This window comes from Hongsoonwoonella zoysiae, assembly GCF_013266695.1.
Lineage (GTDB): Bacteria > Pseudomonadota > Alphaproteobacteria > Rhizobiales > Stappiaceae > Hongsoonwoonella > Hongsoonwoonella zoysiae.
Window position 1 is genome coordinate 212,984 of record NZ_JABRXF010000001.1, and the last position, 23,665, is coordinate 236,648.

22 protein-coding genes are annotated in these 23,665 nt (G+C 61.6%); 4 read left to right on the forward strand and 18 right to left on the reverse strand.

What is annotated here, in order from left to right:
- Together iolE and iolB are read left to right on the forward strand one after the other, a co-directional pair.
- Positions 1–906 carry a myo-inosose-2 dehydratase gene (gene iolE / locus HPQ64_RS00980; protein ID WP_172886536.1) on the forward strand — a complete coding sequence of 302 codons (906 nt, stop codon included), beginning with the start codon at positions 1–3 and terminating at the stop codon, positions 904–906.
- Positions 907–920: 14 nt separating this feature from the next.
- Complete coding sequence (iolB, locus tag HPQ64_RS00985; RefSeq protein WP_172886537.1) at positions 921–1,727, forward strand: 5-deoxy-glucuronate isomerase; 807 nt, start codon at positions 921–923, stop codon at positions 1,725–1,727.
- A gap of 72 nt (positions 1,728–1,799) precedes the next feature.
- Here iolB and HPQ64_RS00990 read toward each other — a convergent pair whose 3' ends face one another.
- The gene (locus HPQ64_RS00990; RefSeq protein WP_172886538.1) at positions 1,800–2,873 is read right to left on the reverse strand and encodes a tartrate dehydrogenase; all 1,074 of its coding nucleotides are present in this window, start codon (positions 2,871–2,873) and stop codon (positions 1,800–1,802) included.
- 623 nt (positions 2,874–3,496) lie between these two features.
- On the opposite strand from HPQ64_RS00990, the gene HPQ64_RS00995 reads away from it, so the two are divergent.
- Entirely contained in the window at positions 3,497–4,129 is a 633-nt protein-coding gene (locus HPQ64_RS00995; RefSeq protein WP_172886539.1) for a hypothetical protein, read from the forward strand.
- A 53-nt stretch (positions 4,130–4,182) separates the two neighbouring features.
- On the opposite strand, the gene bhcD is transcribed toward HPQ64_RS00995, so the two are convergent.
- The 4 genes from bhcD to bhcA all read right to left on the reverse strand — a co-directional run bounded on the left by bhcD (position 4,183) and on the right by bhcA (position 8,596).
- On the reverse strand, positions 4,183–5,178 hold the full coding sequence (gene bhcD / locus HPQ64_RS01000) for an iminosuccinate reductase BhcD (protein WP_343035972.1): 996 nt from the start codon (positions 5,176–5,178) through the stop codon (positions 4,183–4,185).
- Positions 5,179–5,246: 68 nt separating this feature from the next.
- Complete coding sequence (bhcC, locus tag HPQ64_RS01005) at positions 5,247–6,404, reverse strand: 3-hydroxy-D-aspartate aldolase BhcC (RefSeq protein WP_172886541.1); 1,158 nt, start codon at positions 6,402–6,404, stop codon at positions 5,247–5,249.
- Positions 6,405–6,421: 17 nt separating this feature from the next.
- Positions 6,422–7,396: a beta-hydroxyaspartate dehydratase BhcB gene (bhcB, locus tag HPQ64_RS01010; protein ID WP_172888445.1), complete on the reverse strand. Its 975-nt coding sequence runs from the start codon at positions 7,394–7,396 to the stop codon at positions 6,422–6,424.
- Positions 7,397–7,405: 9 nt separating this feature from the next.
- A complete protein-coding gene (gene bhcA / locus HPQ64_RS01015; RefSeq protein ID WP_172886542.1) occupies positions 7,406–8,596 on the reverse strand; it encodes an L-aspartate--glyoxylate aminotransferase BhcA in 1,191 nt (396 codons plus the stop codon).
- 199 nt (positions 8,597–8,795) lie between these two features.
- On the opposite strand from bhcA, the gene bhcR reads away from it, so the two are divergent.
- Positions 8,796–9,611, forward strand: coding sequence for an HTH-type transcriptional regulator BhcR (gene bhcR, locus HPQ64_RS01020; RefSeq protein ID WP_172886543.1), 816 nt, complete (start codon positions 8,796–8,798; stop codon positions 9,609–9,611).
- Here the strand turns inward: bhcR and HPQ64_RS01025 are convergent.
- The 13 genes from HPQ64_RS01025 to HPQ64_RS01085 all read right to left on the reverse strand — a co-directional run bounded on the left by HPQ64_RS01025 (position 9,601) and on the right by HPQ64_RS01085 (position 23,577).
- On the reverse strand, positions 9,601–11,211 hold the full coding sequence (locus tag HPQ64_RS01025) for an FGGY-family carbohydrate kinase (protein ID WP_172888446.1): 1,611 nt from the start codon (positions 11,209–11,211) through the stop codon (positions 9,601–9,603). The genes bhcR and HPQ64_RS01025 overlap by 11 nt on opposite strands.
- Positions 11,212–11,225: 14 nt before the next feature.
- Positions 11,226–11,900 (reverse strand): HAD family hydrolase, encoded by a 675-nt coding sequence (locus HPQ64_RS01030; protein ID WP_172888447.1) that lies wholly within the window; start codon positions 11,898–11,900, stop codon positions 11,226–11,228.
- 81 nt (positions 11,901–11,981) lie between these two features.
- Entirely contained in the window at positions 11,982–13,460 is a 1,479-nt protein-coding gene (locus tag HPQ64_RS01035; RefSeq protein ID WP_172886544.1) for a mannitol dehydrogenase family protein, read from the reverse strand.
- 44 nt (positions 13,461–13,504) lie between these two features.
- Positions 13,505–14,278 carry an L-iditol 2-dehydrogenase gene (locus tag HPQ64_RS01040; RefSeq protein WP_172886545.1) on the reverse strand — a complete coding sequence of 258 codons (774 nt, stop codon included), beginning with the start codon at positions 14,276–14,278 and terminating at the stop codon, positions 13,505–13,507.
- Positions 14,275–15,282 carry an ABC transporter ATP-binding protein gene (locus HPQ64_RS01045; protein WP_172886546.1) on the reverse strand — a complete coding sequence of 336 codons (1,008 nt, stop codon included), beginning with the start codon at positions 15,280–15,282 and terminating at the stop codon, positions 14,275–14,277. Before HPQ64_RS01045 ends, HPQ64_RS01040 begins: the two co-directional genes overlap by 4 nt.
- 9 nt (positions 15,283–15,291) lie before the next feature.
- Complete coding sequence (locus HPQ64_RS01050; RefSeq protein ID WP_172886547.1) at positions 15,292–16,122, reverse strand: carbohydrate ABC transporter permease; 831 nt, start codon at positions 16,120–16,122, stop codon at positions 15,292–15,294.
- 3 nt (positions 16,123–16,125) lie between these two features.
- Entirely contained in the window at positions 16,126–16,998 is an 873-nt protein-coding gene (locus HPQ64_RS01055; RefSeq protein ID WP_172886548.1) for a carbohydrate ABC transporter permease, read from the reverse strand.
- A gap of 99 nt (positions 16,999–17,097) precedes the next feature.
- Positions 17,098–18,405, reverse strand: coding sequence for an ABC transporter substrate-binding protein (locus tag HPQ64_RS01060; RefSeq protein WP_172886549.1), 1,308 nt, complete (start codon positions 18,403–18,405; stop codon positions 17,098–17,100).
- Positions 18,406–18,651: 246 nt separating this feature from the next.
- On the reverse strand, positions 18,652–19,593 hold the full coding sequence (locus HPQ64_RS01065; RefSeq protein ID WP_172886550.1) for a sugar-binding transcriptional regulator: 942 nt from the start codon (positions 19,591–19,593) through the stop codon (positions 18,652–18,654).
- A 144-nt stretch (positions 19,594–19,737) separates the two neighbouring features.
- A complete protein-coding gene (locus tag HPQ64_RS01070) occupies positions 19,738–20,727 on the reverse strand; it encodes an ABC transporter ATP-binding protein (RefSeq protein ID WP_172886551.1) in 990 nt (329 codons plus the stop codon).
- Entirely contained in the window at positions 20,724–21,725 is a 1,002-nt protein-coding gene (locus HPQ64_RS01075; RefSeq protein WP_246270236.1) for an ABC transporter ATP-binding protein, read from the reverse strand. The genes HPQ64_RS01070 and HPQ64_RS01075 overlap by 4 nt, the downstream gene beginning before the upstream one ends.
- The gene (locus tag HPQ64_RS01080) at positions 21,722–22,606 is read right to left on the reverse strand and encodes an ABC transporter permease (protein ID WP_172886552.1); all 885 of its coding nucleotides are present in this window, start codon (positions 22,604–22,606) and stop codon (positions 21,722–21,724) included. The genes HPQ64_RS01075 and HPQ64_RS01080 overlap by 4 nt, the downstream gene beginning before the upstream one ends.
- Entirely contained in the window at positions 22,603–23,577 is a 975-nt protein-coding gene (locus HPQ64_RS01085; RefSeq protein WP_172886553.1) for an ABC transporter permease, read from the reverse strand. Before HPQ64_RS01085 ends, HPQ64_RS01080 begins: the two co-directional genes overlap by 4 nt.
- Between the last annotated feature and the right edge of the window lie 88 nt (positions 23,578–23,665).

Genomic DNA, 23,665 nt, shown 5'->3' on the forward strand with positions numbered 1-23,665 from the left:
ATGAGTGTGAAGATAGGCATTTCGCCCATCGCATGGCAGAACGACGACCTGCCGGACCTGACGGCCGACTACACGATGGAACAGGCGCTGAGCGAGGCGCGCGAGATCGGCTACACCGGTGTCGAGCGTGGCCGGCGGATGCCCCAGGAGACCGAGGCGCTGCGGGCTTATCTGGAAAAATACGACATCGCGCTTTGCGGCGGATGGTGCTCAGGCAATCTTCTCATCAACGACGTTGAGACCGAGAAGCAGGCCGTGCGCCAGCAGGTTCGCCAATTCGCCGCCCTCAATGCGCCCTGCATCGTCTACGCCGAATGCTCAAATACCGTGCAAGGCGACATCGGTACACCCGTCAACAACCGTCCGAAACTCGACCGGGATGCCGTGAAGGCCTATGGGCTCAAACTTGGCGAACTTGCGAAATGGATGGCCGATGAGGGCGTGCCGCTCGCCTATCACCACCACATGGGCTCCTTCATCGAAGATGGGGAAGACATCGACCGGCTGATGGAGTTCACGCCGAAGGAGGTGCACCTGCTCTACGATACCGGGCATCTCTGGTTCGGCGGAGGCGACGTGCTGGGCACGCTCAGAAAGTGGCGCGAGCGGGTTCTGCACGTCCATTTCAAGGATGTGCGTCCCGACGTGATCCGCGACGTTCGGGATAACGACAAGAGCTTTCTCGATGCGGTGATCGCCGGTGCCTTCACCGTGCCGGGCGATGGCGCCATCGATTTCCAGCCCATCGCGGATGAACTCAAGGCGATGGACTACGCGGGCTGGATCGTCGTCGAAGCGGAGCAGGATCCCGCGAAGGCCCCGCCATACGAATACTCCAAGAAGGGCTACGACCACATTGTCGAGATCTGCGCACGATCCGGCCTGACCATCGAAAGCCGCAGCTGAGCGGAGAGCACGACATGACCGATCTTTTGAGAAAGCCTTTCGGAACCCGCGGCAAGGTTCACGAGATCACGCCAGAAACGGCCGGCTGGCGATACGTCGGCTTTTCGCTCTACCGCCTTCGCGCGGGCGATACGGCGGCGGAAGCGACGGGCGAGCGCGAGGTGATCCTCGTCATGGTCGAGGGGAAAGCCGCAATCCGGGGCGCGGGGCAGGACTGGGGCGTTCTCGGCGAGCGAATGAATGTCTTCGAGAAGTCGCCGCCGCATTGCCTCTACCTGCCGAACGGCACCGAATGGGGAGCGGTCGCCGAGACCGACTGCGTCATCGCCGTCTGCTCCGCTCCCGGCAAGGGCGGGCACGAGGCGCGCAGGATCGGTCCGGACGGCATCACGCTGACGGAGCGCGGCAAGGGAACGAATACGCGCCACATCAACAACATCGCCATGGAAAATGAGGACTACTGCGACGCGCTTCTCGTCACCGAGGTTTTCACCCCCGCCGGACACTGGTCTTCCTACCCGAGCCACCGGCATGACGAGGACGATTACCCCCGCATCACCTATCTGGAAGAGACCTATTACCACCGCCTGAACCCGGCTGAGGGGTTCGGCATCCAGCGGGTTTACACCGACGATGGCCAACTCGACGAGACGATGGCGGTCGCCGATGGCGATGTGGTGCTTGTCCCGCGTGGACACCACCCATGCGGCGCGCCCTACGGCTTCGAGATGTATTATCTCAACGTCATGGCCGGCCCCTTGCGCAAGTGGCGGTTCGTGCCGGCGCCGGAGGTCGAGTGGATCATGAAGCGCGACGCATGAACCTCAGCAGGCGCGGGCGGAACGACCGCGACCATGCGGTTTTTCCGCGCGCCCCAACCTGTTTGCGGGGCTTCAGAAATTCGCCCCCCGGATGGCATCGCAGACCGCGTCGGTCACTTCCTGAGTGGTTGCATTTCCGCCGATGTCGGGTGTCATGATCCCGGCTTCGCAAACCTTTTCCACGGCAATCATCAGCCGCTCCGCCGCCTTCGTCTCGCCCAGATGGTCGAGCATTCGGGACGCGGTCCAGAATGTCGCGACCGGGTTCGCGATGCCCTTTCCGGCAATGTCGAAGGCCGATCCGTGGATGGGCTCGAACATGGACGGGAAACGGCGTTCAGGATCGATGTTGGCGGTCGGCGCAACGCCGAGGCTGCCGGCCAGGGCGCCCGCAAGGTCCGACAGGATATCGGCGTGCAGGTTGGTCGCGACGATCGTGTCGAGGCTCCGTGGGTCCTTCACCATTCGCACGGTCATGGCGTCGACCAGCATCTTGTCCCAGGTCACATCCGGGAACTCGCGCGCCACTTCGGCGGCGATCTCGTCCCACATCACCATGCCGTGCCGCTGGGCGTTCGATTTCGTAACCACCGTTAACATTTTGCGAGGGCGCGACAGCGCCAGCCCGAAGGCGAACCTCATGATGCGCGTTACGCCGGCGCGCGTGAAAATCGCGGTTTCGGTGCCGATTTCTTCAGGAAACCCCTTGTGTGCACGGCCACCATGGCCGGAATATTCGCCTTCCGAGTTTTCCCGCACGATCACCCAGTCGAGATCGCCGGGCCCGACACCCGCCAGAGGGGATGCGATCCCCGGCAGGATTCTGGTCGGCCGCACGTTCGCGTATTGGTCCAGGCCCTGGCAGATCGGCAGGCGCAAGCCCCAGAGCGTCACATGGTCCGGCACGTCCGGTGCGCCCACGGCGCCGAAGAAGATCGCATCGAATTCCTTCAATTGCTGCGGGCCGTCTTCGGGCATCAACGCGCCGGTGCGCTTGTAACGCTCCGAACCCCAGTCGAAATGCGTTACGTCGAGCGAGAAACCGCCATCGCGCTTTTCCAGCGCTTCGAGTGCCTGGAGTCCCGCGGCGATCACCTCGGGCCCGATCCCATCGGCGGGAATGGCGGCGATCCTGTAATGCTTCATGGAAGAATTCCGATTTTGATCATTCGTGGTTGGGCCGGATTTGACACCGGAGGCGGCGAATGGTTGCGCTACTGTGTATCACTGTTCGCCGGCATAGCTTTGGCGATTATCATGTGTGCGAGATCATGAACTCATGAATCCGGCGGTATTGCCAAGAGTTCGATCTGGAAGGATACGAGAAGCAGGAGTGCGGGATTGCGGACCTCGCGAAACCAGAGGACGGGCCAACGGCCTACTGAAAAAATATGACTGCGATAAAAGAAAAAATCGTCCTCTGGACCCGCAGAATACTTCCCGCCGCCACGCAAAGCGACTTTCAGAAGAAAAAGACGGATTTTTCAGTAACTTCGAAATCCGAAAACAGTGCTTTTTCGACCTACGCATCCTTATATCTTTATGAAGGCGATCTGGGCGTCGAATGCAATTCGGGGGAGATATTCTGCAAGCGCGGAATGGTAAAAAACCGGCCGCAGCAAAGAGCAGAGTTTTTTCAGCCCCAATTTCCCGGCATCAAGGCGGTTGTTACGCGCAAAGGGCGCGCCTATGACGCCATTGTGGCCGTCAACCATGCACTCCCGGCGAATTTTCGGACACTTTGCCTGGTTGTCCTGGCAAACAGGGCCTTGTTCGAAGAGGCCGGGATCCCGGAAGAAACGCCGCTTTTCGTAAGCCTGAATATCGGCGCGCTGCCTCACATGCAGGACGCTCTCGAAGCAGGCTACTTCCTGCCCGGGCCGACACTGATGACCTGGCAGCGGGAATTCGTAAAAGCGGGGCGGATATACGAACTGGATTTCCCTGTACCTTCAGGATCCGTCATATCCAAAACCGCGGAACGCGCGAGAAAAACGTTTGACGTTCGTTCCACCACTTCGAATTCTGTCGTTTTCCTGGCCCCGAACGAAGGCTCCTTCGCGAAGTCCGAGTATGTCGAAGCGTTCCGGCAGGACCCGAAGTTTGACGCGGATCAGGTTCAATTCGTGGCCCCCGAGCGGGCCAGACTTGGCGAGATCGTCAAAGGCGTTGCAAACGCTGCCTGCCTGGTCGGGCCAACCTCGCCCTACCTCGCCGCCGCGATCTTCCGCTTACCAGACAGGGTATCCCTCGTTGAAATTACGGATGATGGAGAGCCAGACCCTTTCCATAAAGAATTGATCTCGTCTTTGGGCGGAAATTACGTATCCGTCTCCAATGATGCTTCCAGGATCATGGCTGCCGTAAACGAGATCTGCCCAGATACAATTCTGAACGAGTAATTTCGATAAACATTACCTGGCCGATTGATCGTATCGACAAAGCCGATTTCCGATCATGAGGGCCGCCCACCTTTTGCGGGATACGTTCCTCCGACAACGCTTGCCCTGCCCCCGCTCACGGCCTTGCGCATGGCGGCCTCGGCAACGGCAAGGTCCTGCAGGCCTACACCCGTACCGTCGAAAAGGGTAATCTCATTGTCGTTCGCGCGCCCCGGATGTATGCCATTGATGACGTCGCCAAGCGGCGTGATATCGGCTTCGGCAACGAGGCCTGCGGCCACCGCGTGCTGCGCCTCGCCGATGGAAATCGACTGGGCGACCTCATCGGTGAAGAGGCGCGCTGCGGTGACAAGCGCGGCGTCCACCTCCTGCTTGCCCTTCGTATCCGTTCCCATGCAGGCGATATGCGTGCCGGGCTTCACCCATTCCCCGCGTAAAATCGGTTCGAAGGACGAGGTGATGGTGATGATGACATCAGCCTGCCGGCCCAGCTCTTTCAGCGTGACGCTTTCGAAGGATAGTCCCAGTTCCGCGGCCACTGATGAAAGATACTCCAGCTTATCCGGGCTGCGGTTCCAGGCGACGACCTTCTCGAACCCGCGCATTTCAGCGGCAGCTCGCAACTGAAAAGCCGACTGGTGCCCTGCGCCGACGATGCCGAGAACCTTCACGTCTTCGCGGGCAAGATGAGCGATGGAAACGGCGGACGCCGCCGCTGTGCGCACGGCTGTCAGATAATTCCCGCCGACGACAGCCTTGAGGCGGCCCGTGTCGGGATCGAACAGCAGCACGGCGGACTGGTGGTTTGTAAGCCCGCGCGCAGCGTTTCCCGGCCAGTAGCCGCCGGACTTCACGCCCAGCACCATGCCAGAACGGTCGAAGCCGGACTTGAAGCCGTAAAGCGCATCGGCATGACCAAGCGCTTCGCGCACGACGGGGAAGTTACGGGCCTCGCCCCGCGCCATTGCCGCGAAAACGCCCTCGACCGCTTCAAAGGCATCCTGGCGACCGACGAGTTCCTCGCAAATCTCCTCGGACATGATCAGGATTTCGTGCCCACCGGCCGGGCCGACATCATTCATCGTTCGTCTCCTGCATGTAACATCAGAAACCGCGGTCAATAGGCCTTGCCGCGCGCGGAAACCGGCCAGAGCGTTTCCACCTTGCCGTCGCGGACGCCAACATACCAGTCGTGGACATTGCACGTCGGGTCGCAGTGGCCGGGCACCAGCTTCAGCTTCTCGTTGATCTTGAGCACACCGTTCGGGTCGGAGATGACGCCATGCTCGTCGGAGCACTTGATGTATTCCACGTCGTCACGCCCAAAGACGTAAGGAAGCCCGCTGTCGACGGACTGGGCCTTCAATCCCGCGTCGCAGATCGCCTTGTCGGGCTTTGCGTGGCTCATCACGGACGTCAGGATGAACAGGGAGTTCTCGAACTCCGATATCCGCTCGCCCTTTTCATCGCGGATACGCTGATAGTCGGCATCCATGAAAGCGTAGGAGCCGCATTGCAACTCGTTGTAGACGCCGGAATTTCCCTCGAAATAATAGGAGCCTGTGCCGCCGCCGCCGACGATGTCGCATTCAAGGCCTTCCGCCTTCAGAAGATCGATGGACTCTTTCACCATGGCGACCGCGATATCGATCTTCTCCTTGCGGTCTTCATAGTTTTCCATGTGCTGCATCGCGCCCTGATAAGCCTGGATGCCGGAAAACCTCAGGCCCTCCGCCGCATCGATCGCTTTCGCCAATTCGACGACCGGCTGTCCGGCGGAAACGCCGCAGCGCCCGGCGCCGCAATCGATTTCGACCAGGCATTCTATGGTCGTTCCGTGCCTGATCGCAGCTGCGGAAAGATCGGCGACATTGTCGATGTCGTCGACACAGACAATCGTCCGCGCACCCAGCTTGGGCAGGCGCGCCAGCCGGTCGATCTTGGCGGCATCCCGCACCTGGTTGGAGACGAGAACATCCTTGATACCGCCGCGCGCGAAAACCTCCGCCTCGCTCACCTTCTGGCAGCACACACCGACGGCATCGCCAAGCTTTTCCTGCAAAAGCGCGATATCGACGGATTTGTGCATCTTTCCGTGAACGCGATGGCGAACGCCCATCTCGCGGCAGAATGCGGCCATCGCCTTGATGTTGCGTTCCAGCGCGTCGAGATCCACCACAAGGCAGGGCGTCTGGATATCGGCCTCGTCCATGCCCGGAAGTGCCGGGACATCGTAACCGACTTCGAGGTTTTCAAGCTTCGTCTGCATGTTCATGTCCTGCGTCCTTCGCTTCACATCCAGGGCAGCTTGTCGAGATCGACATTTCCGCCGGTAATGATCACGCCCACGCGCTTGCCGCGATAGACGGATGGGTTCTTCAGGATCGCGGCGAGTGGCACGGCGCTGCTCGGTTCCATGACGATTTTCATCCGTTTCCAGATGAGCTTCATCGCATCGATGATTTCCTGCTCGGATACGGTCTGAATGTCGCTCACGTAATTGGAAACAAAGTGCCAGGTGTATTCCTTGAGCGGCACTTTCAGCCCGTCGGCTACCGTCTGCGGGGCGTCGTCGGCGATAATGTAACCGGCACGGAAACTGCGCGCGGCATCGTCCGCCTGTTCGGGCTCGGCGGCGAAGATCTCTGTTTCCGGAGCGATAGTCGAAAGCGTCAGGCAAGTGCCCGACACCATGCCTCCGCCGCCGATCGGCGCGATAACAGCGTCAAGCCCAGGAATGTCCTCGACCAGTTCCTTCGAGCATGTGCCCTGCCCGGCGATCACGCGCGGATCGTTGTAAGGATGCACGAATTCAGCCCCCGTCTCGGCGACGACTTCCGCGAAGACCGCCTCGCGGCTCGACGTCGAAGGCTCGCATTCCACGATCCTGCCGCCATAGCCGCGCACCGCATCCTTCTTCGCCTGCGGCGCGGTATGCGGCATGACGACGGTGCAGGGAATTCCCCTGCGCCCGGCGGCATAGGCAAGCGAAAGCGCGTGGTTACCGGAAGAATGCGTGGCAACGCCCTTTTTTGCCGTTTCCTCATCGAGCCCGAAGACGGCGTTCGATGCGCCCCGCACCTTGAAGGCCCCCGCCTTCTGAAAGTTTTCGCACTTGAAGAAAAGCTCCGCTCCTGCAAGCTCGTTGATCATCGTGCTCGTCAGGACGGGCGTGCGATGGATATGGGGCTCGATCAGGCGATGCGCGGCAACAACGTCGTCATAGGTCGGCAGCGCCAAAGCCGTTTCGCTCGTTTCGGTTGACATGGTCATCCCTCAAGCCGCCTTGGTCTGAACGAAGCCGCAGCTCGTGCGGTAATATTCCTGCGCCGCGGCCACGCCGGAGCCGATGCGGATCGGAAAGCCGAGGTCGGCCATCGTCATTTCCGCCGTCGCGATGCCGGAAAGCGCCATGACGTCGGTCATCGAGCCCAGATGCCCGATGCGGAAGACCTTGCCCGCCACCTCGCCGAGGCCGACGCCGAAGGCAACGCCATATTTCTCTGCCGCATGCGTCACGACCCGCGTGCCGTCGAAGCCGTTTGGCACGAGGATAGCGCTGACGGTATCGGAATAAAGCTTCTGGTCTTTGGCACAGAGCTTCAGCCCCCAGGCCGAAACCGCCTGCCGCACGCCTTCGGCGATCCGGAAATGCCGCGCGAAGACATTATGCAGCCCTTCCGTTTCAAGCATGCGGATCGAAAGGTCGAGACCGCGAATGAGGCTTACCGGCGGCGTGTAGGGAAAGCCGCCGCTTTCGTTGAGCTTCAGCATATCGCGGAAGTCGAAATAGCAGCGCGGACATTTCGCGGAGGACACTGCCAGTTTCGCCTTCGGACTGATGGCGAGGATCGAAAGACCCGCCGGCAACATGAAGCCCTTCTGTGATCCGGTGATCGCGATATCGACGCCCCAGTCGTCCATGCGGAAGTCCATCGAGGCGATGGAGCTCACGCCATCGACGAACAGCATCGCCGGGTGGCCGGCCGCGTCGATCGCTCGGCGCACACCCGCGACATCGCTGCGAACGCCCGTCGCCGTTTCGTTGTGGGTCACGAGAACGGCGCGAATTTCGTGGTTCCGGTCCGCCACCAGCACCTCTTCGAAGGCTGCGGCAGGCGCGCCCTTGCCCCAGTCCTCCTCAATCGCCTGAACGTTAAGCCCTTGGCGCTGACAGAGGTCGATCCAGCGGTGAGAGAACATGCCGTGGCGCGCCGCGAGCACCTTGTCGCCCGGCGACAGAGTATTGGTGACGGCCGCTTCCCACGCGCCGGTTCCCGTTCCCGGGAAGAGCAGCGTTTCGCCCTGCTTGGTCATGAAGATGCGTTTCAGCCCGGATAGCACGGGTGCGAGCATCTCCTGAAACGCGGGCGAGCGGTGATCTATCGAAGGAAAGTCGATTGCCCTGCGCAACTCTTCGGGAATGTTGGTCGGGCCGGGAATGAAAACCGGATTCTGGGTGGACATGACCTGCCTCCGTAGCGCGCTTCTCCATTGCGGTCAGCTTGCAAAAAGGCTACCTCGGCGTCACTCAAGGGGCAATTTTTTTGAAAAATTTTTTCATTTTTTGATTTTCTGGTATATCTTCCTGAAATGACGTACTTTTTCATTTTTTCATAATTTGAAAAATTATTTCATAATACAACGGAAAACAAATGGAGGAGCCATGACAAACCGCACCCGTGGCCGCCCCAAGGCCTTTCACGACAAATCGCAAGGCGCGATCATCCAGTCGCTCGACCGGGCGCTCGACGTGCTGAAAATCGTCGCCTCCGGTTCGGGCATGTCACTGACGGAGATCGCGCGGGCCGGCGACCAGTCGCAGGCGACCTGCTACCGCATCCTGACGACGCTTTCCAAGCACCGGATCGTGGAGTTCGACGAAGCCAGCCAGCTCTGGCACATCGGGCTTGAGGCGTTTCGCATCGGCATGAGCTTTCTCGGGCGTACCCGGCTTGCAGAGCGAAGCCGCCCGCTCATGCAGCGGATCATGAACGAAACCGGCGAGACGGCGAACCTTGCGATCCTCGACCGGAGCGAGGTTATCTTCGTCAGCCAGATCGAAACGCATGAGCCGATTCGTGCATTCTTCAGGCCCGGAACGCGCGGGCCGGGCCATGCGTCCGGCATCGGCAAGGCGATCATGGCCTTCCTGCCCGAGGAGCAGGTGAAGAAGCTGATGGCCGATGATTTGCCGCGCTTCACCGATACGACAATCACCAAGCGGGACGCCTTCATGGCGGAACTTGCAGAAATACACTCGCGCGGCTTCGCCGTCGACAACGAGGAACGAACGGAGGGCATGCGCTGCATCGCCGCTCCGGTCTTCAATGCCTATGGCGAAGCGGTCGCCGGTGTCTCCCTGTCCGGCCCGTCGGTGCGCGTCAGGCCGGAAAGGGATCGTGAGTTCGGCGCGCTCATCCGCCGTGCGGCCGATGAGATCACGCGCTCCACCGGCGGCATATTGCCGGTTACGGCATGAGCCTGCCTGTGCGCGCTGATTTATTGCTGATCTTTTCAAGTTCGCTGCGTTGGCGATGCATGAGGTGAAAGATCTCGTAATCGCGGTCGTAGGCCTTGCGAAGAGTGCCGTTCGGCACGCGTGTGCGGTAGGGGCGGCGCATGTTCCGGCAGGCTTCGGAAAGGCTGCCGTACATGCCGGCGGCGCAAGAGGCGGCCATAGCGGTGCCGAGAAGCACGGCATCCTCAGTCTCGCTTTCGCGCACGGTACGCCCCGTGGCATCGGCGTAAAGCTCCATCAGCAGCGGGTTTTTCGTATGTCCGCCGGTGACATGCAGATATGTGATGTCCATCCCGCCGTCGTTCAGATGATCGAGGATATGGCGCAGGCCCAACGCAATGGATACCGCAGTACGCCAATAAAGCCTGCACAGCCCATCGAAACTGGCATCAAGCGAAAGCCCGCTGATGACGCCTCTTGCATGGGGGTCGCCGGAGGGCGAGCGGTTGCCATGAAAATCGGGCAGCACGTGCAGGTTTGCCGCGAAGTCTTCGCCTGAGCGCAGCCGAAGTTCGCTGATCCGGCGGACGATGCGCTCGTGCATCCGTGCATCCGGCTCTCCGCCCGCGCCGTGAGTGCGGATGATGTGGTCAAGCAGCGCTCCGGTCGCCGATTGCCCGGCCTCATAAAGCCAGAGGCCGGGCAAGGTAGCCTCGTAGTAAGGCCCCCAGATACCAGTTGCGAAATGCGCGGAACCCGAAAAACCCATCACGCAACTGGACGTGCCTGCGATCAGCGCAAGGCCGCGCTCGATTTCCCCGTCTTCATAGCCGCCAATCACGCCGAGCGAACCCGCAAAGGCATCGATCAGGCCTGCCGCCACGCGACAGTCCGGGCCGAGCCCGAGTTCCGCCGCCGCTTCGGCCGTAAGCGTGCCTATTGCGGCACCGACCGGAACCGTGCCATGCGGCAGCCCGCCACGCTCGATCAGATCCTCGAGCCCGACTTTCTCGAAGAAATCCTCCTGCCATCCGCTGTCGTGGGAAAGGTAGGTCCATTTGCTCGTCAGCGTGCAGCGGGAGCGGTCGTCCCGCCCTGTCGCCCGCCACGTCAGGAAATCCGCGAGGTCGAAAAGCTTCCCGCATTTTTCCCAGGATTGCGGCAGGTTGCGCTTCAGCCATATGAGCTTCGGCGTCTGCATCTCAGGCGACATGACGCCGCCGAGGTGGTCGAGCACTCGGTGACCTGTCGCGGTGCACTCGTCCGCCTCCGGTATCGCCCGGTGGTCGAACCAGGCGATGGTGTCGCGCGTCATTTCTCCGGACGGCGAAATGCTGACCTGTTCCCCTTCCCGTCCTCGCGCAACAAGCGAACATGTCGCATCGAAAGCGATGGCGGATATGTCGCCGGGCGTCAGGCCGGATTCCATGAGGGCGTTTTTGACCGCCGAGCAGACGCTTGCCCAAATTTCCTCAGAATCATATTCCCCGAAACCTGCTTGCGGCCGGTTGATCGAAATTTCCCGGGTCGCCCGCCCCTGAAGGTTTCCCGCCGCGTCGAAGATACCCGCGCGTGCACTGGCCGTTCCGACATCCACCGCACAGACGAACGCCCCTTCCATATGAGCGACTTCGTTCAAAGCGTATGGCCAAGGAGCGCGGGAAGCTCCTCCATGTCGTCGAACACAAGATCAGGCCCCAGCGCCTCCGTCGCTTCGCGCAGGCCGCTTGGCCCGGCGTGAGCGCCCCCGACAAAGGCGAAGACACGCATTCCCGCACGTTTCGCAGCCTCGATGCCGGCGGGGCTGTCCTCGATCACGACGCAGTTTTCCGGTGCCGTCTTCATCGCTCGCGCGGCATGAAGGAAAAGGTCCGGCGCAGGCTTTCCGTGTTTCACCATCGTTGCACTGTATAAGTGCGGCTTCAGGCTTTCCAGTAGGCCCGTGACTTCAAGCGACAATTCTATGCGCTCCGGCTGGCTGGACGAGGCGACGCAACGGCGGAGACCGATCTTTGAAAGTGCCGAGGCAACTCCGGGAATGGGCTTGAGCTCGCGGCGGAAGCGCTCGTAGAGGCGCGAGCGCATGGCCTCCAAATGGCCGTCGTTCATCGTCAGGCCGAATTCCTCGCGCATGATCCCGGCGACCGTTGCCATGGATCGGCCGAGGAAGCGGCGATAGGCCGTCTCCTCGTCGATGTGAACTCCCGCCTCGCCGATGATCTCCAGAAGCACGGCAACGGAAATGGGCTCGGAATCAACCAGCACGCCGTCGCAGTCGAAAATCACCAGTTCCGGCGCGTTGCCTGACATGCTGCTCACACGGGCCCCTCCTTGCCGCCTGTGATCTTTGCCCTGTCGTCCTCCGGCCCGAAGTCCATGCCGCGTCTCCCTCTATGTCCCGTCTTCTAGATAGGCCTTCAAGACCGATTCGGTGCCATTCGCCCAAAGCGCCGACAGCCACCCGGCGAAGGCGTTTTTGAACACCTCGGAGCGGCCAACGTCGCCATAGATATCGTCCATGGCAAGCCAGTTCGCCGGGTCGGCCTTCGCTTCGCGCGCTTTTTTGCTCAGCCGGTCCCAGTTCGGGTCGTTTGGCGCAATTTCCGCGCCGCTGTCGGTCACGCCAAAGCAATAGCGGCACCAAAGAGCCGATTCCAGCGCAAGACCCGAAATCCCGCCCCCATTTTCAAGCCGGTCCTTGATTCCGGGTATGATGAACTGGGGCTGCCGGTTCGATCCGTCGAAGCAAAGCCGGTGCACGGTGTCGCCGATCTTGGGGTTTGCGAAGCGCGTTTCGATCAGCTTGTAGTATTCATCCAGATCCGTATCGGGCACAGGCGGCACGACGGGAATGATCTCTTCGCGCTCCACCTTTTCCAGGAACCCCCGCACAAGCGGATTTTCCATTGCCTCATGCACGAAATGGATACCCATCAGCCCGGCCGGATAGGCGATCACCGCATGGCCCCCGTTAAGGATGCGGATCTTCATGTGCTCGTAAGGCGCGACATCGGGTACGAACTGGACGCCGACCTTTTCGAGCGCCGGGCGCCCGGTGGGAAAATTGTCCTCCAGCACCCATTGCTTGAAGCCTTCGCAGAAGACCGGGCAGGTATCCTCAATGCCGAAATCACGGGCGAGGATTTCGCGCTCCCGGTCGCCGGTCGCGGGCGTGATGCGGTCCACCATGCCGTTCGGAAAGGCGACATTTTCCTCGATCCAGGCGGCAAGCCCCTTGTCCGACAGGGCGGCAAGCCCGACGGCGACGCTCTTCGCAATCGCCCCGTTATGCGGGAGATTGTCGCAAGACATGACGGTGAAGGCCGGGACGCCGGCCTCGCGCCTCAGTTTCAACCCTGCGACGATCAGGCCGAACACCGTTTTCGGCCTGTCCGGTGCGGCCGCATCGGCGGCGATTGCGGGATACGTCGGGTCGAAGGTGCCGGAAGCCGGATTGATGCAATAGCCCCCTTCGGTGATCGTCATGGAAACGATCCGGATTGCGGGATCGGCAAGCTGCGCGATGATGGCTTGGGTGTCGCCGGGCACGATATAGTCGATCATCGCCGCGGTCACGCGCGCTTCGCTCCTGTCGGCGTCCTGCGCGATGACCGTGGTCAGATAGTCCTGCGCCTTCAGCCGCTCCCTGATATCCTTGTCGCCGTCCATGACGCCGGCGCCCACGATCGCCCAGTCTTGCCCTTCTCCCATGTTGAAAAGGGCATCGAGGTAGACCGCCTGATGCGAGCGGTGGAAGTTGCCAACGCCGAAATGCAAGATACCGGGGGAAAGGTCCGACGGCGCGTAAGCGGGTATGACCGCACTCGGCGCAATTGCGCCGAGCGAGGCGGCCGAGAGCTTCGTGGTCATGAGGTCTGCCTCGTGCTCAGTGTGTGACGATTTTCGAACGAGCATCAGCTCATCCAGTTTCCGCCATCGACGTTGTAGGTCTGGGCGACGATGTATTTCGCCTCGTCGGTGGCGAGGAAAACGGCCATTCCGGTCAGGTCCTGCGCCGTTCCCATCCGCCCGAAGGGCACCGCTTCGCCGACAAGGCGCTTCTTTTCGCCGAGCGGGCGGTTTTCATATTTCGCAAACAGCGCATCGACGCCGTCCCAATGCTCGCCATCGACCACGCCGGGCGCGATCGCATTGACGTTGATGCCGTGCTTGATGAGATCCAGACCAGCGGACTGGGTCAGGCTGATGACCGCGGCCTTGCTCGCGCAATAGACCGCGACCAACGGCTCGCCCCGCCGCCCCGCCTGGCTCGCCATATTGATGATCCTGCCGCCGCGCCCGCGTTCGATCATGCGCTTTGCCACCGCCTGCATGGTGAAAAGCGTGCCGGCGACGTTGATCTGAAACAGTCGCTCGTAACTTTTGCGCGTGATTTCCACGATTGGCGCAAGGTCGAACAGCGCGGCGTTGTTGATAAGGATGTCGATCCCTTCGAAGGCATCGTCCGCGGTCTTCACTGCGGCGTCGATAGAAGCCTGGTCGGTGACATCCATCTCCACGGCAAGCGCGCTGTCGCCGATTTCGGCGGCCGAACGCGCCGCCCGCGCCATATCGATATCGGCGATAGCCACCCTCGCGCCCTCGCGCACGTAAGCTTCGGCGAACGCTCGCCCGATACCGCGCGCCGCCCCCGTGATCAACGCCGACTTTCCCTCAAGCCGTCTCACGATAGCCGCAGCCCTTCCTGATTGAACCTGTGGACCTTGTCCTCTTGCGGGCTCAAGAACACCGTGTCGCCATGATAAATGTCGATCTCGCCGTCGGAGCGCACGGTTATCGGCTCCTGGGTCAGTTCCCTTGCGTGCACGTGCAAGAAGGTGTCCGATCCCAGGTGTTCCGAAACGCCCACGGTTCCCTTCCAGATTCCCTCGGTCTTGGATATCGCGAGATGTTCCGGCCGGATTCCGATCGTCGCGGCTTCATGCTTCGCGGCCTCGGCGCCCGAGATGAAATTCATCCTCGGAGAACCGATAAAGCCGGCAACGAACAGGTTTCTCGGATTACGGTAAAGCTCCAGCGGCGATCCCACCTGCTCGATATGGCCGGCGCGCAGAACCACGATCTTGTCGGCCATCGTCATCGCCTCGACCTGATCGTGCGTCACATAGATCATCGTGGTCTCGAGCGAATTGTGCAGTTCGCTGATCTCAAGGCGCATATTGACGCGAAGCGCGGCATCGAGATTCGACAACGGCTCGTCGAAGAGGAAGGCGGCGGGCTCGCGCACGATCGCGCGGCCGATGGCGACGCGCTGGCGCTGGCCGCCGGAAAGCTGCCCGGGCCGCCGGTCGAGGTAGTCGGTGAGGTTCAGGACCTTCGCCGCGGCTTCGACCCGCTTGTTGCGCTCCGCCGGATCCAGCCCCGCCATCTTGAGCGGAAACGAGATGTTCTTGCGAACGCTCATGTGCGGATAAAGAGCGTAGGACTGGAACACCATCGCAAGCCCGCGCTTTGCCGGCGGCAGCTCCGTGGCGTCGCGCCCGTCGATGGTGATCCGGCCGGAGGTGACATCTTCCAGCCCCGCGATGAGGCGCAGCAAAGTCGATTTCCCGCAGCCCGACGGCCCGACGAACACCACGAACTCGCCGTCTTCTATCGCGAGGTCCAACGGCGGGATCACGTTGACGTCGCCGAAGCTCTTCGTGACCTTTTCGAGTACGATGCGTCCCATGACTTTTTCCTATTTCACTGCGCCGAACGTCAGGCCGCGGACAAGCTGCTTCTGGCTGAACCAACCCATGACGAGGATCGGCGCGATAGCCATGGTCGAGGCTGCGCTGAGCTTCGCGTAGAACAGCCCTTCGGGTGAGGAATAGCTGGCGATGAACGCGGTCAGCGGCGCGGCCTTCGCCGCCGTCAGGTTGAGCGTCCAGAATGCCTCGTTCCAGGCGAGAATGATGTTGAGAAGCAATGTCGAGGCGATTCCGGGAACCGCCATCGGCGTGAGCACATAGATGATCTCCGCGCGCAGGCTTGCCCCGTCCATACGTGCCGCTTCAAGGATGTCGACCGGGATCTCCTTGAAGTAGGTGTAGAGCATCCACACGATGATCGGCAGATTGATCAGCGTCAGCACGATCACGAGACCCGTACGCGTATCCAGTAGGCCGGTATCGCGAAAGATCAGGTAGATCGGGATCAGCACGCCCACGGGCGGGAGCATCTTGGTGGATAGCATCCACATCAAAACGTCCTTGGTCCGTTTGCCCGGCACAAAGGCCATCGACCAGGCGGCGGGGATCGCGATCAAAAGCCCGATCAGGGTCGAGCCGACCGAAATCACCACCGAGTTCAGGAAGTGCAGGAAGTAGTTCGAGCGCTCCATCACGGTGGAATAGTTCTCGAGCGTCCAGTCGAAGCCTACGAACGAAGGTGGCGAGGCGATCGCCTCGGCCTCCGTCTTGAAGCTTGTCAGGATCGTCCAGAGGATCGGGAAGAAGATCAGGAGCCCGATCGCCCAGGCGAAGAAGGTAACGGTTGCCTTGTGTGCGGGTGTTACAGCGCGGGCCATGGTTCATGCATCCAGGTTCTTGCCGATCATCCTCATCAGGAAGATCGCGACAATGTTGGCAAGGATGATGGCGACGACACCACCGGCGGAACCTGCGCCCACGTCGAACTGCAAGAGCGACTGGGCATAAACCAGGAATGTCAGGTTGGTGGTCGCCGTTCCGGGGCCACCGTTGGTCGTGACGAGAATCTCGGCGAAAACCGACAGAAGGAAGATCGTCTGGATCAGGATCACGACGGTGATCGCGCGCGCAAGATGCGGGAGCATTATGTAGAAGAAGCGGCTCATCCAGCTCGCGCCATCCATCTCGGCGGCTTCCAGTTGCTCGCTGTCGAGCGATTGGAGCGCCGTAAGAAGGATCAGCGTTGCGAAGGGAAGCCAGCCCCAGGCCACGATCAGGATGATCGAACTGAGTGGCGCATGCGCCAGAAAGTCGAACGGCTCAAGCCCCACGGCCTTGGCAAGGAAGGCGAAGAGGCCGTTCACAGGATTCATGAACATGTTCTTCCACACCAGCGCGGAGACCGTGGGCATGACGAAGAACGGCGCGATCACGAGAATGCGGACAATGCCCTGGCCCCAGAACGGCTGATCGAGAAGCAGCGCCAGCAGGACGCCGCCGACGACCGTGATGACCAGCACTCCGCCCACCAGAAGCAGCGTATTCCAGATCGCGTCGAAGAACGCGGGATCGGTCAGGAAGAAGCGGTAGTTGAGCAATCCCGCCCATTCCTCCGTGCCCGGCATCAGGAGGTTGTAGCGAAGGAAGGAAAAATAAAGGGTCAGGCTGAGCGGGATCAGCATCCAGCCGAGCAACAGGAGAACCGCCGGCGAGATCATGAAACGTGCCGCGGATTTGGAATGCTGCGTCGCCATGTCGGGCGCTCCCATTCCTGATGAAGGAAAACGAACGGATACCAATTAAAAAGAGGCAGGGCCCGCTATACGCGGACCCTGCTCCCGGGAGGGACGCGGCTACTTGATGTAACCCGCCTTCGTCATCTCGCGCGTGGCGATCTGCTGCGCGCTCTGCAGAGCCTGTTCGGCCGTGATCGTGCCCGCAAGAGCTGCCGAGAATTGCTGGCCGATAACCGTAGCAAGGCCCTGGAACTCGGGGATGGCGACAAACTGAACGCCGACGTAGGGAACCGGGTCGACTGTCGGGTTCTGCGGGTCGGCCGAATTGATCGACTGCAGCGTCATCTCCGCGAACGGCACCTTCTTGTATTCCGGGTTCTCATAGAGCGAGGTACGCGTACCCGGGGGCACGTTGGCCCAGCCTTCCTTGCTCGCGACCAGTTCCAGGTATTCCTTGGACGTCGCCCATTCGATGAACTTTTTCGCGGCTGCCTCGTTGTCGGTGCCGGCCGGAATGGCGAGCGACCATGCCCACAGCCAGTTGCTGCGCTTGCCGAGGCCCTTGTCGGGCGCAAGGGCGAAGCCCACCTTGTCGGCCACTTCGCTGTCATCCGGGTTCGTTACGAAGGATGCGGCAACCGTCGCATCGATCCACATGCCGCATTTGCCGGTCTGGAAAAGGGCCAGGTTTTCGTTGAAGCCGTTCGACGATGCGCCCGGAGGGCCGGCGTCTTCCATCAGGTCGAGATAGAACGTCAGCGTGTCCTTCCAGGCCGGTTGGTCGAACTGCGGCTTCCAGTCCATGTCGAACCAGCGGGCGCCGAAGGAGTTCGACATGGCGGTAATGAACGCCACATTCTCGCCCCAGCCCGCCTTGCCGCGCATGCAGATGCCGTAGACCTCGTTTTCCTTGTCGGTCATGGCGCGGGCGGCTTCGGCGATGAAGTCCCACGTGGGAGCTTCCGGCATTTCGAGCCCGGCCTTTTCCATCAGGTCGGTGCGGTACATCACCATGGAGCTTTCGCCGTAGAACGGCGCGGCATAAAGCTCGCCGTCGACCGTCAACCCGCCGCGGATGGCAGGCAGAAGATCGTCGATATCATAGCTTTCCGGCAGATCGTTCAGGGATACCAACCAGCCCTGCTTGCCCCAGATCGGAACCTCGTAGGTGCCGATGGTCATCACGTCGTACTGACCGCCCTTCGTGGCGATGTCGGTCGTCACGCGTTGCCGCAGGACGTTTTCTTCCAGCGTCACCCATTCGACATCGATATCCGGATTCTTCGCCGTGAAATCATCCGTCAGCTTCTGCATCCGGATCATGTCGCCATTGTTGACGGTGGCGATCGTGATCGTCTCGGCATGGACGAGGCCCGTCATCACGCCAAGCGATACCGCTCCAAGGAGCATGGATTTGAACTTCATGGATTCCTCCCGATCAAGCCGCTTCGACCGGCCTTCCTCCAGGTTAGCCGTCTGACGGCACAAGAGCCGATCGTTTTCGAAGCGCCAGACCATCCCTTCCACGCTTCTCTCAGCGCGGGATGATCTAATGAGCAATTGCCTTTCGGCTGAGCAAATACTCACAAATCGACACGCAAAGTCAACAGGGATTCGTTGCCGCAACGCAGCATCAGTCCTCGCAAAAACCAAATTATTCAGGCGTGTCAGTCAGTTGAGAAGCTTCTCGGCCGTCCGCTCATCCGTAATCAAACCGTTAATCAAGCCGCCCTTGATGGCCGCGCGAAGACCCGGCAGCTTCTTGTCGCCCATGGCGATCGCGATCACGCTGGATTTCTTTGGGTCCGGGAGGGGCGCGCTCGCCACCCGGTCGTTGGTGATGCCTTCGATGAGCCTGCCTTCGGCGTCGAAGCTCCAGCCGACGATCTCGCCGACGGCACCAGCCGCCTGCAGTTCGCCAAGCTCTTCCAGCGATATGAACCCGTCGACGAGCAGCGGCGCTTCCGGCCCGAAATCGCCAATGCCGACAAAAGTCACATCCGCCTGTCTTGCCAGCTCCAGCGTCGGACGGATCATCGCCTGGCTGTGAAGCATGGTTCGCTCGGCCTGGGAGGAGGCGAAGACCGGCAACGGCATGGGAAAGGAGCGCGATTTCACCGTATCGGCCATGGTGTAGACGACGTTGTAATAGGCGGCCGACCCGTCGGGCGAGATATTGCCGGTCAGGGACACGACCTTGTGCTGCGGGCATTCGAACGGCGGAAGCTGCTCGATTGCGGCCTTCAACGTGCGTCCCGTGCCAAGCGCCATGATGATGGGCTCTTCCTTCCTCAACCAGCGCTCTATCTCAACCGCCGCCGCCTGGGAGGCGCCGAGCGTGGTGGAATCACTCACCGGATCGCTCGGCACGACCTCGCAGAAGATCAGGAAGTAGCGCTCCTTGAGCTTGCGAGCGAGGTCGAGGCAGCTTGCGATCGGGTGGTCGATGCGAACGTTGACGAGGCCTTCCGATACCGCGAGCGATACCAGCCGCTGCGCCGACTGGCGCGAAACGCCGAGCTTCGCCGCGATCTGGTCCTGCGTGTTGCCGGCCACGTAGTAAAGCCACGCAGCGCGCGCGGCTTCATCCAGCCGGTTGCCGTTTGACGCCATGTTTTAAACTGCAACCCCGCCTCGATTGACGAGCGTCCACGGGACGCTCCCTCGCACCATATATGAACTGCGGCGAGTGGATTGCCAAAGCCTTCTTGCGCGAAACGAAGCCTGCTTGCCGGAAAGGCGGACAAGGTTTGCCTGTCATTGCGCCAGATGGCAGGCGGCGCAGTGGCCCGGCCCAAGCGGTCGCAGCGCGGGGTCCTCGCTCCGGCACAGGTCGATGGCGATGGGGCAGCGCGGGTTGAAATGGCAGCCGGCGGGCGGCGCAAGCGGTGAAGGTATCTCGCCCATGATCGGCTTGAAATGGACAAGCGCGTCATCCTCCACCAGGAGTTTGGGAACACTCTCCAGAAGACCCTTGGTGTAGGGGTGCCTGGGGTCGGTGTAGATCGTCTCGGTCGGGCCCGATTCCACGATCCGGCCGAGGTACATGATTGCCACATGGTCGGAAACGTGCCGTACCACGGAAAGATCGTGCGAGATGAAGATCAGCGTGATCGACATCTCGCGCCGAAGCTTCAGAAAGAGGTTCACGATCTGCGCCTGGATCGAGACGTCGAGCGAGGCGACCGGCTCGTCGCAGACCAGCACGTCCGGCTGCATGGCAAGCGCACGGGCGATCGCGATGCGCTGTCGCTGGCCGCCGGAAAACTGATGCGGGAACCTGTCGGCGAAGGACGGATCGAGGCCCGCCCGCTCCAGATACCCGGCGACATAGGACCGTTCGCCCGATTTGTCGACGAGACGATGGGCAAACGGGCCTTCGGCGATGATGTCGCCGATACGCATGCGCGGGTCGAGCGAGGCGAATGGGTCCTGGAAGATCGTCTGGATGCGGGTGTCGGCCTTGCGCCCGCCTTCCATCACCGGCTTGCCGTCGATCCTGACGGATCCCGACGTCGGCTCGATAATGCCGGCGATCATCCGCCCGAGCGTCGATTTTCCGCATCCCGACTCCCCGACGAGGCCAAGCGTCTGCCCGCGCTCGACATTGAGCGTAACCCCGTCGACGGCGCGCACGGGCCGCGTTTCCACCCTTGCGCCCAGCTTCGAGACGATCCGGTCAGCCATGGAAAGGCGCGGCGAAAAGCGCTTGTAGACGTCGTCGATCGAAATGAAGGCTTCGCTCATGCGCTCACCGCTTCCTCAAGCGCGTGGTGGCAGCGGTAGCCGCGCTCGCCCGCCCGCGTCATCGGCGGGTTCTTTGCGCACAATTCGCTTGCGCGTTCGCAGCGCGGGCGGAACGGGCAGCCCTCGGGAAGGTTAAGCAGGGAGGGCGTCGTGCCCGGTATCTGCGCAAGATCCGTTCCCGGTTCCGCCATGGCGGGTAAAGAACGCAACAAGCCCGCCGTATAGGGGTGGCGCGGCGCGCGCAGCACCTGCGCCGTCGGCCCTTCCTCCACAATGCGCCCTGCATACATGACGAGGATGCGGCTTGCGAGCGTGGAGACGGTGGAAAGATCGTGGCTGATCCACACGAGCGCGGTCCCCATCTCGCGTGCAAGCTCGCGCATTTCGCTCAGGATCTGCGCCTGGATCGAGACGTCGAGCGCGGTCGTCGGTTCATCGGCGATGATCACCCTCGTGCCGTGCAACAGAGCGATGGCGATGGCAACGCGCTGGCGCATGCCGCCCGAAAACTGGTGCGGATAGGCGTCGAGCCTGCTTGCCGCGTCGGGAATGCCGACGCGCGTCAGCGCCTCCGCCGAACGCACGCGCGCGGCACCCTTGGAAACCCTTTCATGCGCGGCGAGCGCAAGATGCATCTGTTGTCCGATGGTAAGCACCGGGTTCAGCGTCATCATCGGGTCCTGGAACACCATGGCGATCCGCGCGCCGCGCACCTTGCGCAGGCCCGCATCGTCGAGACCGACAAGTTCCTGGCCTTCCAGCTTCACCGAGCCGCCGACGATACGTCCCGGCGGATCGACGAGCCCGATGAGCGAAAAGCCCGTCACCGTCTTGCCCGATCCCGATTCCCCGACAAGGCCGATGATCTCGCCTCGATTCAGCGAGAACGACACCCCGTCCACCGCCTTCACCACGCCCGCACGGGTGAAGAAATGGGTGGCAAGATCCTTGACCTCCAGGATCGGCGCCTCGCCCTCGGGCATTGTCAGGGCGGTCATCGGTTCAGCCTCGGGTTCAGGATGTCACGCACATGGTCGCCGACGAGGTTGATCGCCACGATCAGGATGATCAGCGCGATGCCCGGATAGACGGAGATCCAGTAGCGTCCGCTCATCATGTATTTCACGCCGTTCGATATCAGCATGCCGAGCGAGGGTTCGGTCACAGGCAGGCCGAGACCGAGGAAGGAGAGCGTCGATTCAAGCGCGATCGCATAGGCCACCTGCACGGTCGCCACAACGATCAGCGCCGGCATGGCGTTCGGCAGGATGTGGCGGAAGACGATGCGCATGTTGGAAAGGGGCGTCGCCATCGCCGCTTCGATGTAGTCCTTGGAACGCTCGGCGGATGACGCACCGAAGGCGGTTCGCGCGAAATAGGCATATTGCGCGGCGACGAGTGCGGCGATCAGCTGCGCCTTGCCTTGCCCCAGCACCGCGACAAGAACCAGCGCCAGCAGGATCGGCGGGAAGGAAAGCTGCAGATCGATGATGCGCATGAGGACCGTTTCGGCCATTCCGCGATGATAGGCAGCGAGAATGCCGATGGTCGTGCCGATCACGAGGCCGACGGCGCCCGCGAAAATTCCGATCTGGATGGAGACGCGAAGTCCGTAGAGGATCGCAGACAAAAGGTCGCGCCCCTGCGCGTCCGTGCCGAGCCAATGTACATAGCCTCCCGAGCCGACGAAGCCGGGCGGGCGGCGTGCGTCACGCAGGGAAAGGCCGGAAAGGTCATACGGGTCCTGCGGCGCGATCAGTGGCGCGAACAGCGCCAGTACCAGGATGATAGCCACCACGATCAGCGCGCCGAGCGCGATCCTGTCCTCGCAGAAGCGGGTCCAGAGGTTGCGCCAGGGGGAAACGGCCTTCGTCGTCATTCGGCCCTCCCCCGTCTCAGCCTCGGATCGAGCACGGCGTAGCCGATGTCGACGCAAAGATTGATCGTCACGAAAAGCCCCGCCGTCAGAATGAGATAGGCGACCATGACCGGCCGGTCGAGGTTCTTGATGGAATCGATGATGAGCTTGCCGACCCCCGGCCAGGAGAAGATCGTCTCCGTCACGACGGCGAAAGCGAGCGTCGAGGCAAGCTCCAGCCCGAAGACGGTGACGATCGGGATCGAAATCAGCTTGAGCACGTGCCGCGACAGGATCGTCGCTTCGGACAAACCCGCCGCACGGGCGAATTTCACCGCGTCCGAAAGCATCACCTCGCGCGTTCCGGCCCTTGCCAGGCGGATCATGATCGCCAGCTTGAAGAGCGCAAGGTTCGTCGCCGGCAGGATCAGGTGCGACCATCCGTCGAGCGTGAAGATGCTCCAGTCGATACCGAAGACCTCCACCGTATCTCCGCGCCCGCCGGACGGCAGCCAGCCGAGAGAGACGGCGAAGGTCAGGATCAGGATCAGGCCGACCCAGAATGTCGGCACAGAAAAACCGAGGATCGACACGGCCATGATGATGCGCGCGGTGGCGCTTTCAGGCTTGTAGCCGGCATAGATGCCAAGCGGCACGCCGATGAACGTCGCGCCGAGAACGGCTGTCAGCACCAGTTCGAGGGTTGCCGGCAGCCGGTTGCCGATCAGCCGCAGCACCGGTTCGTTATAGATGTAAGATTGCCCGAGATCGCCCTGGAAGAGATTGGAAATAAAGAGGAAATATTGCTCCACCAGCGACTTGTCGAGGCCGAAGCGGGCTATCGTGCGCAAGCGCACGTCCTGGGTCGCTTCCGGCGGGATCAGCACTTCCATCGGGTTGCCGATCGCATAGACCCCGGCGAATACGATCACCGACATGACCGCCATTATGACGATGCCCTGAAGAATGCGCTGCAGCAGGAAGCTCGACATGGGCCGTCAGGTCTCGTTCGGGGAATTGATATCGTAACAATAGCAGGCGGCCGCGGTGTCTGCCGCGGCCGCCGGATTTCGATAAGGC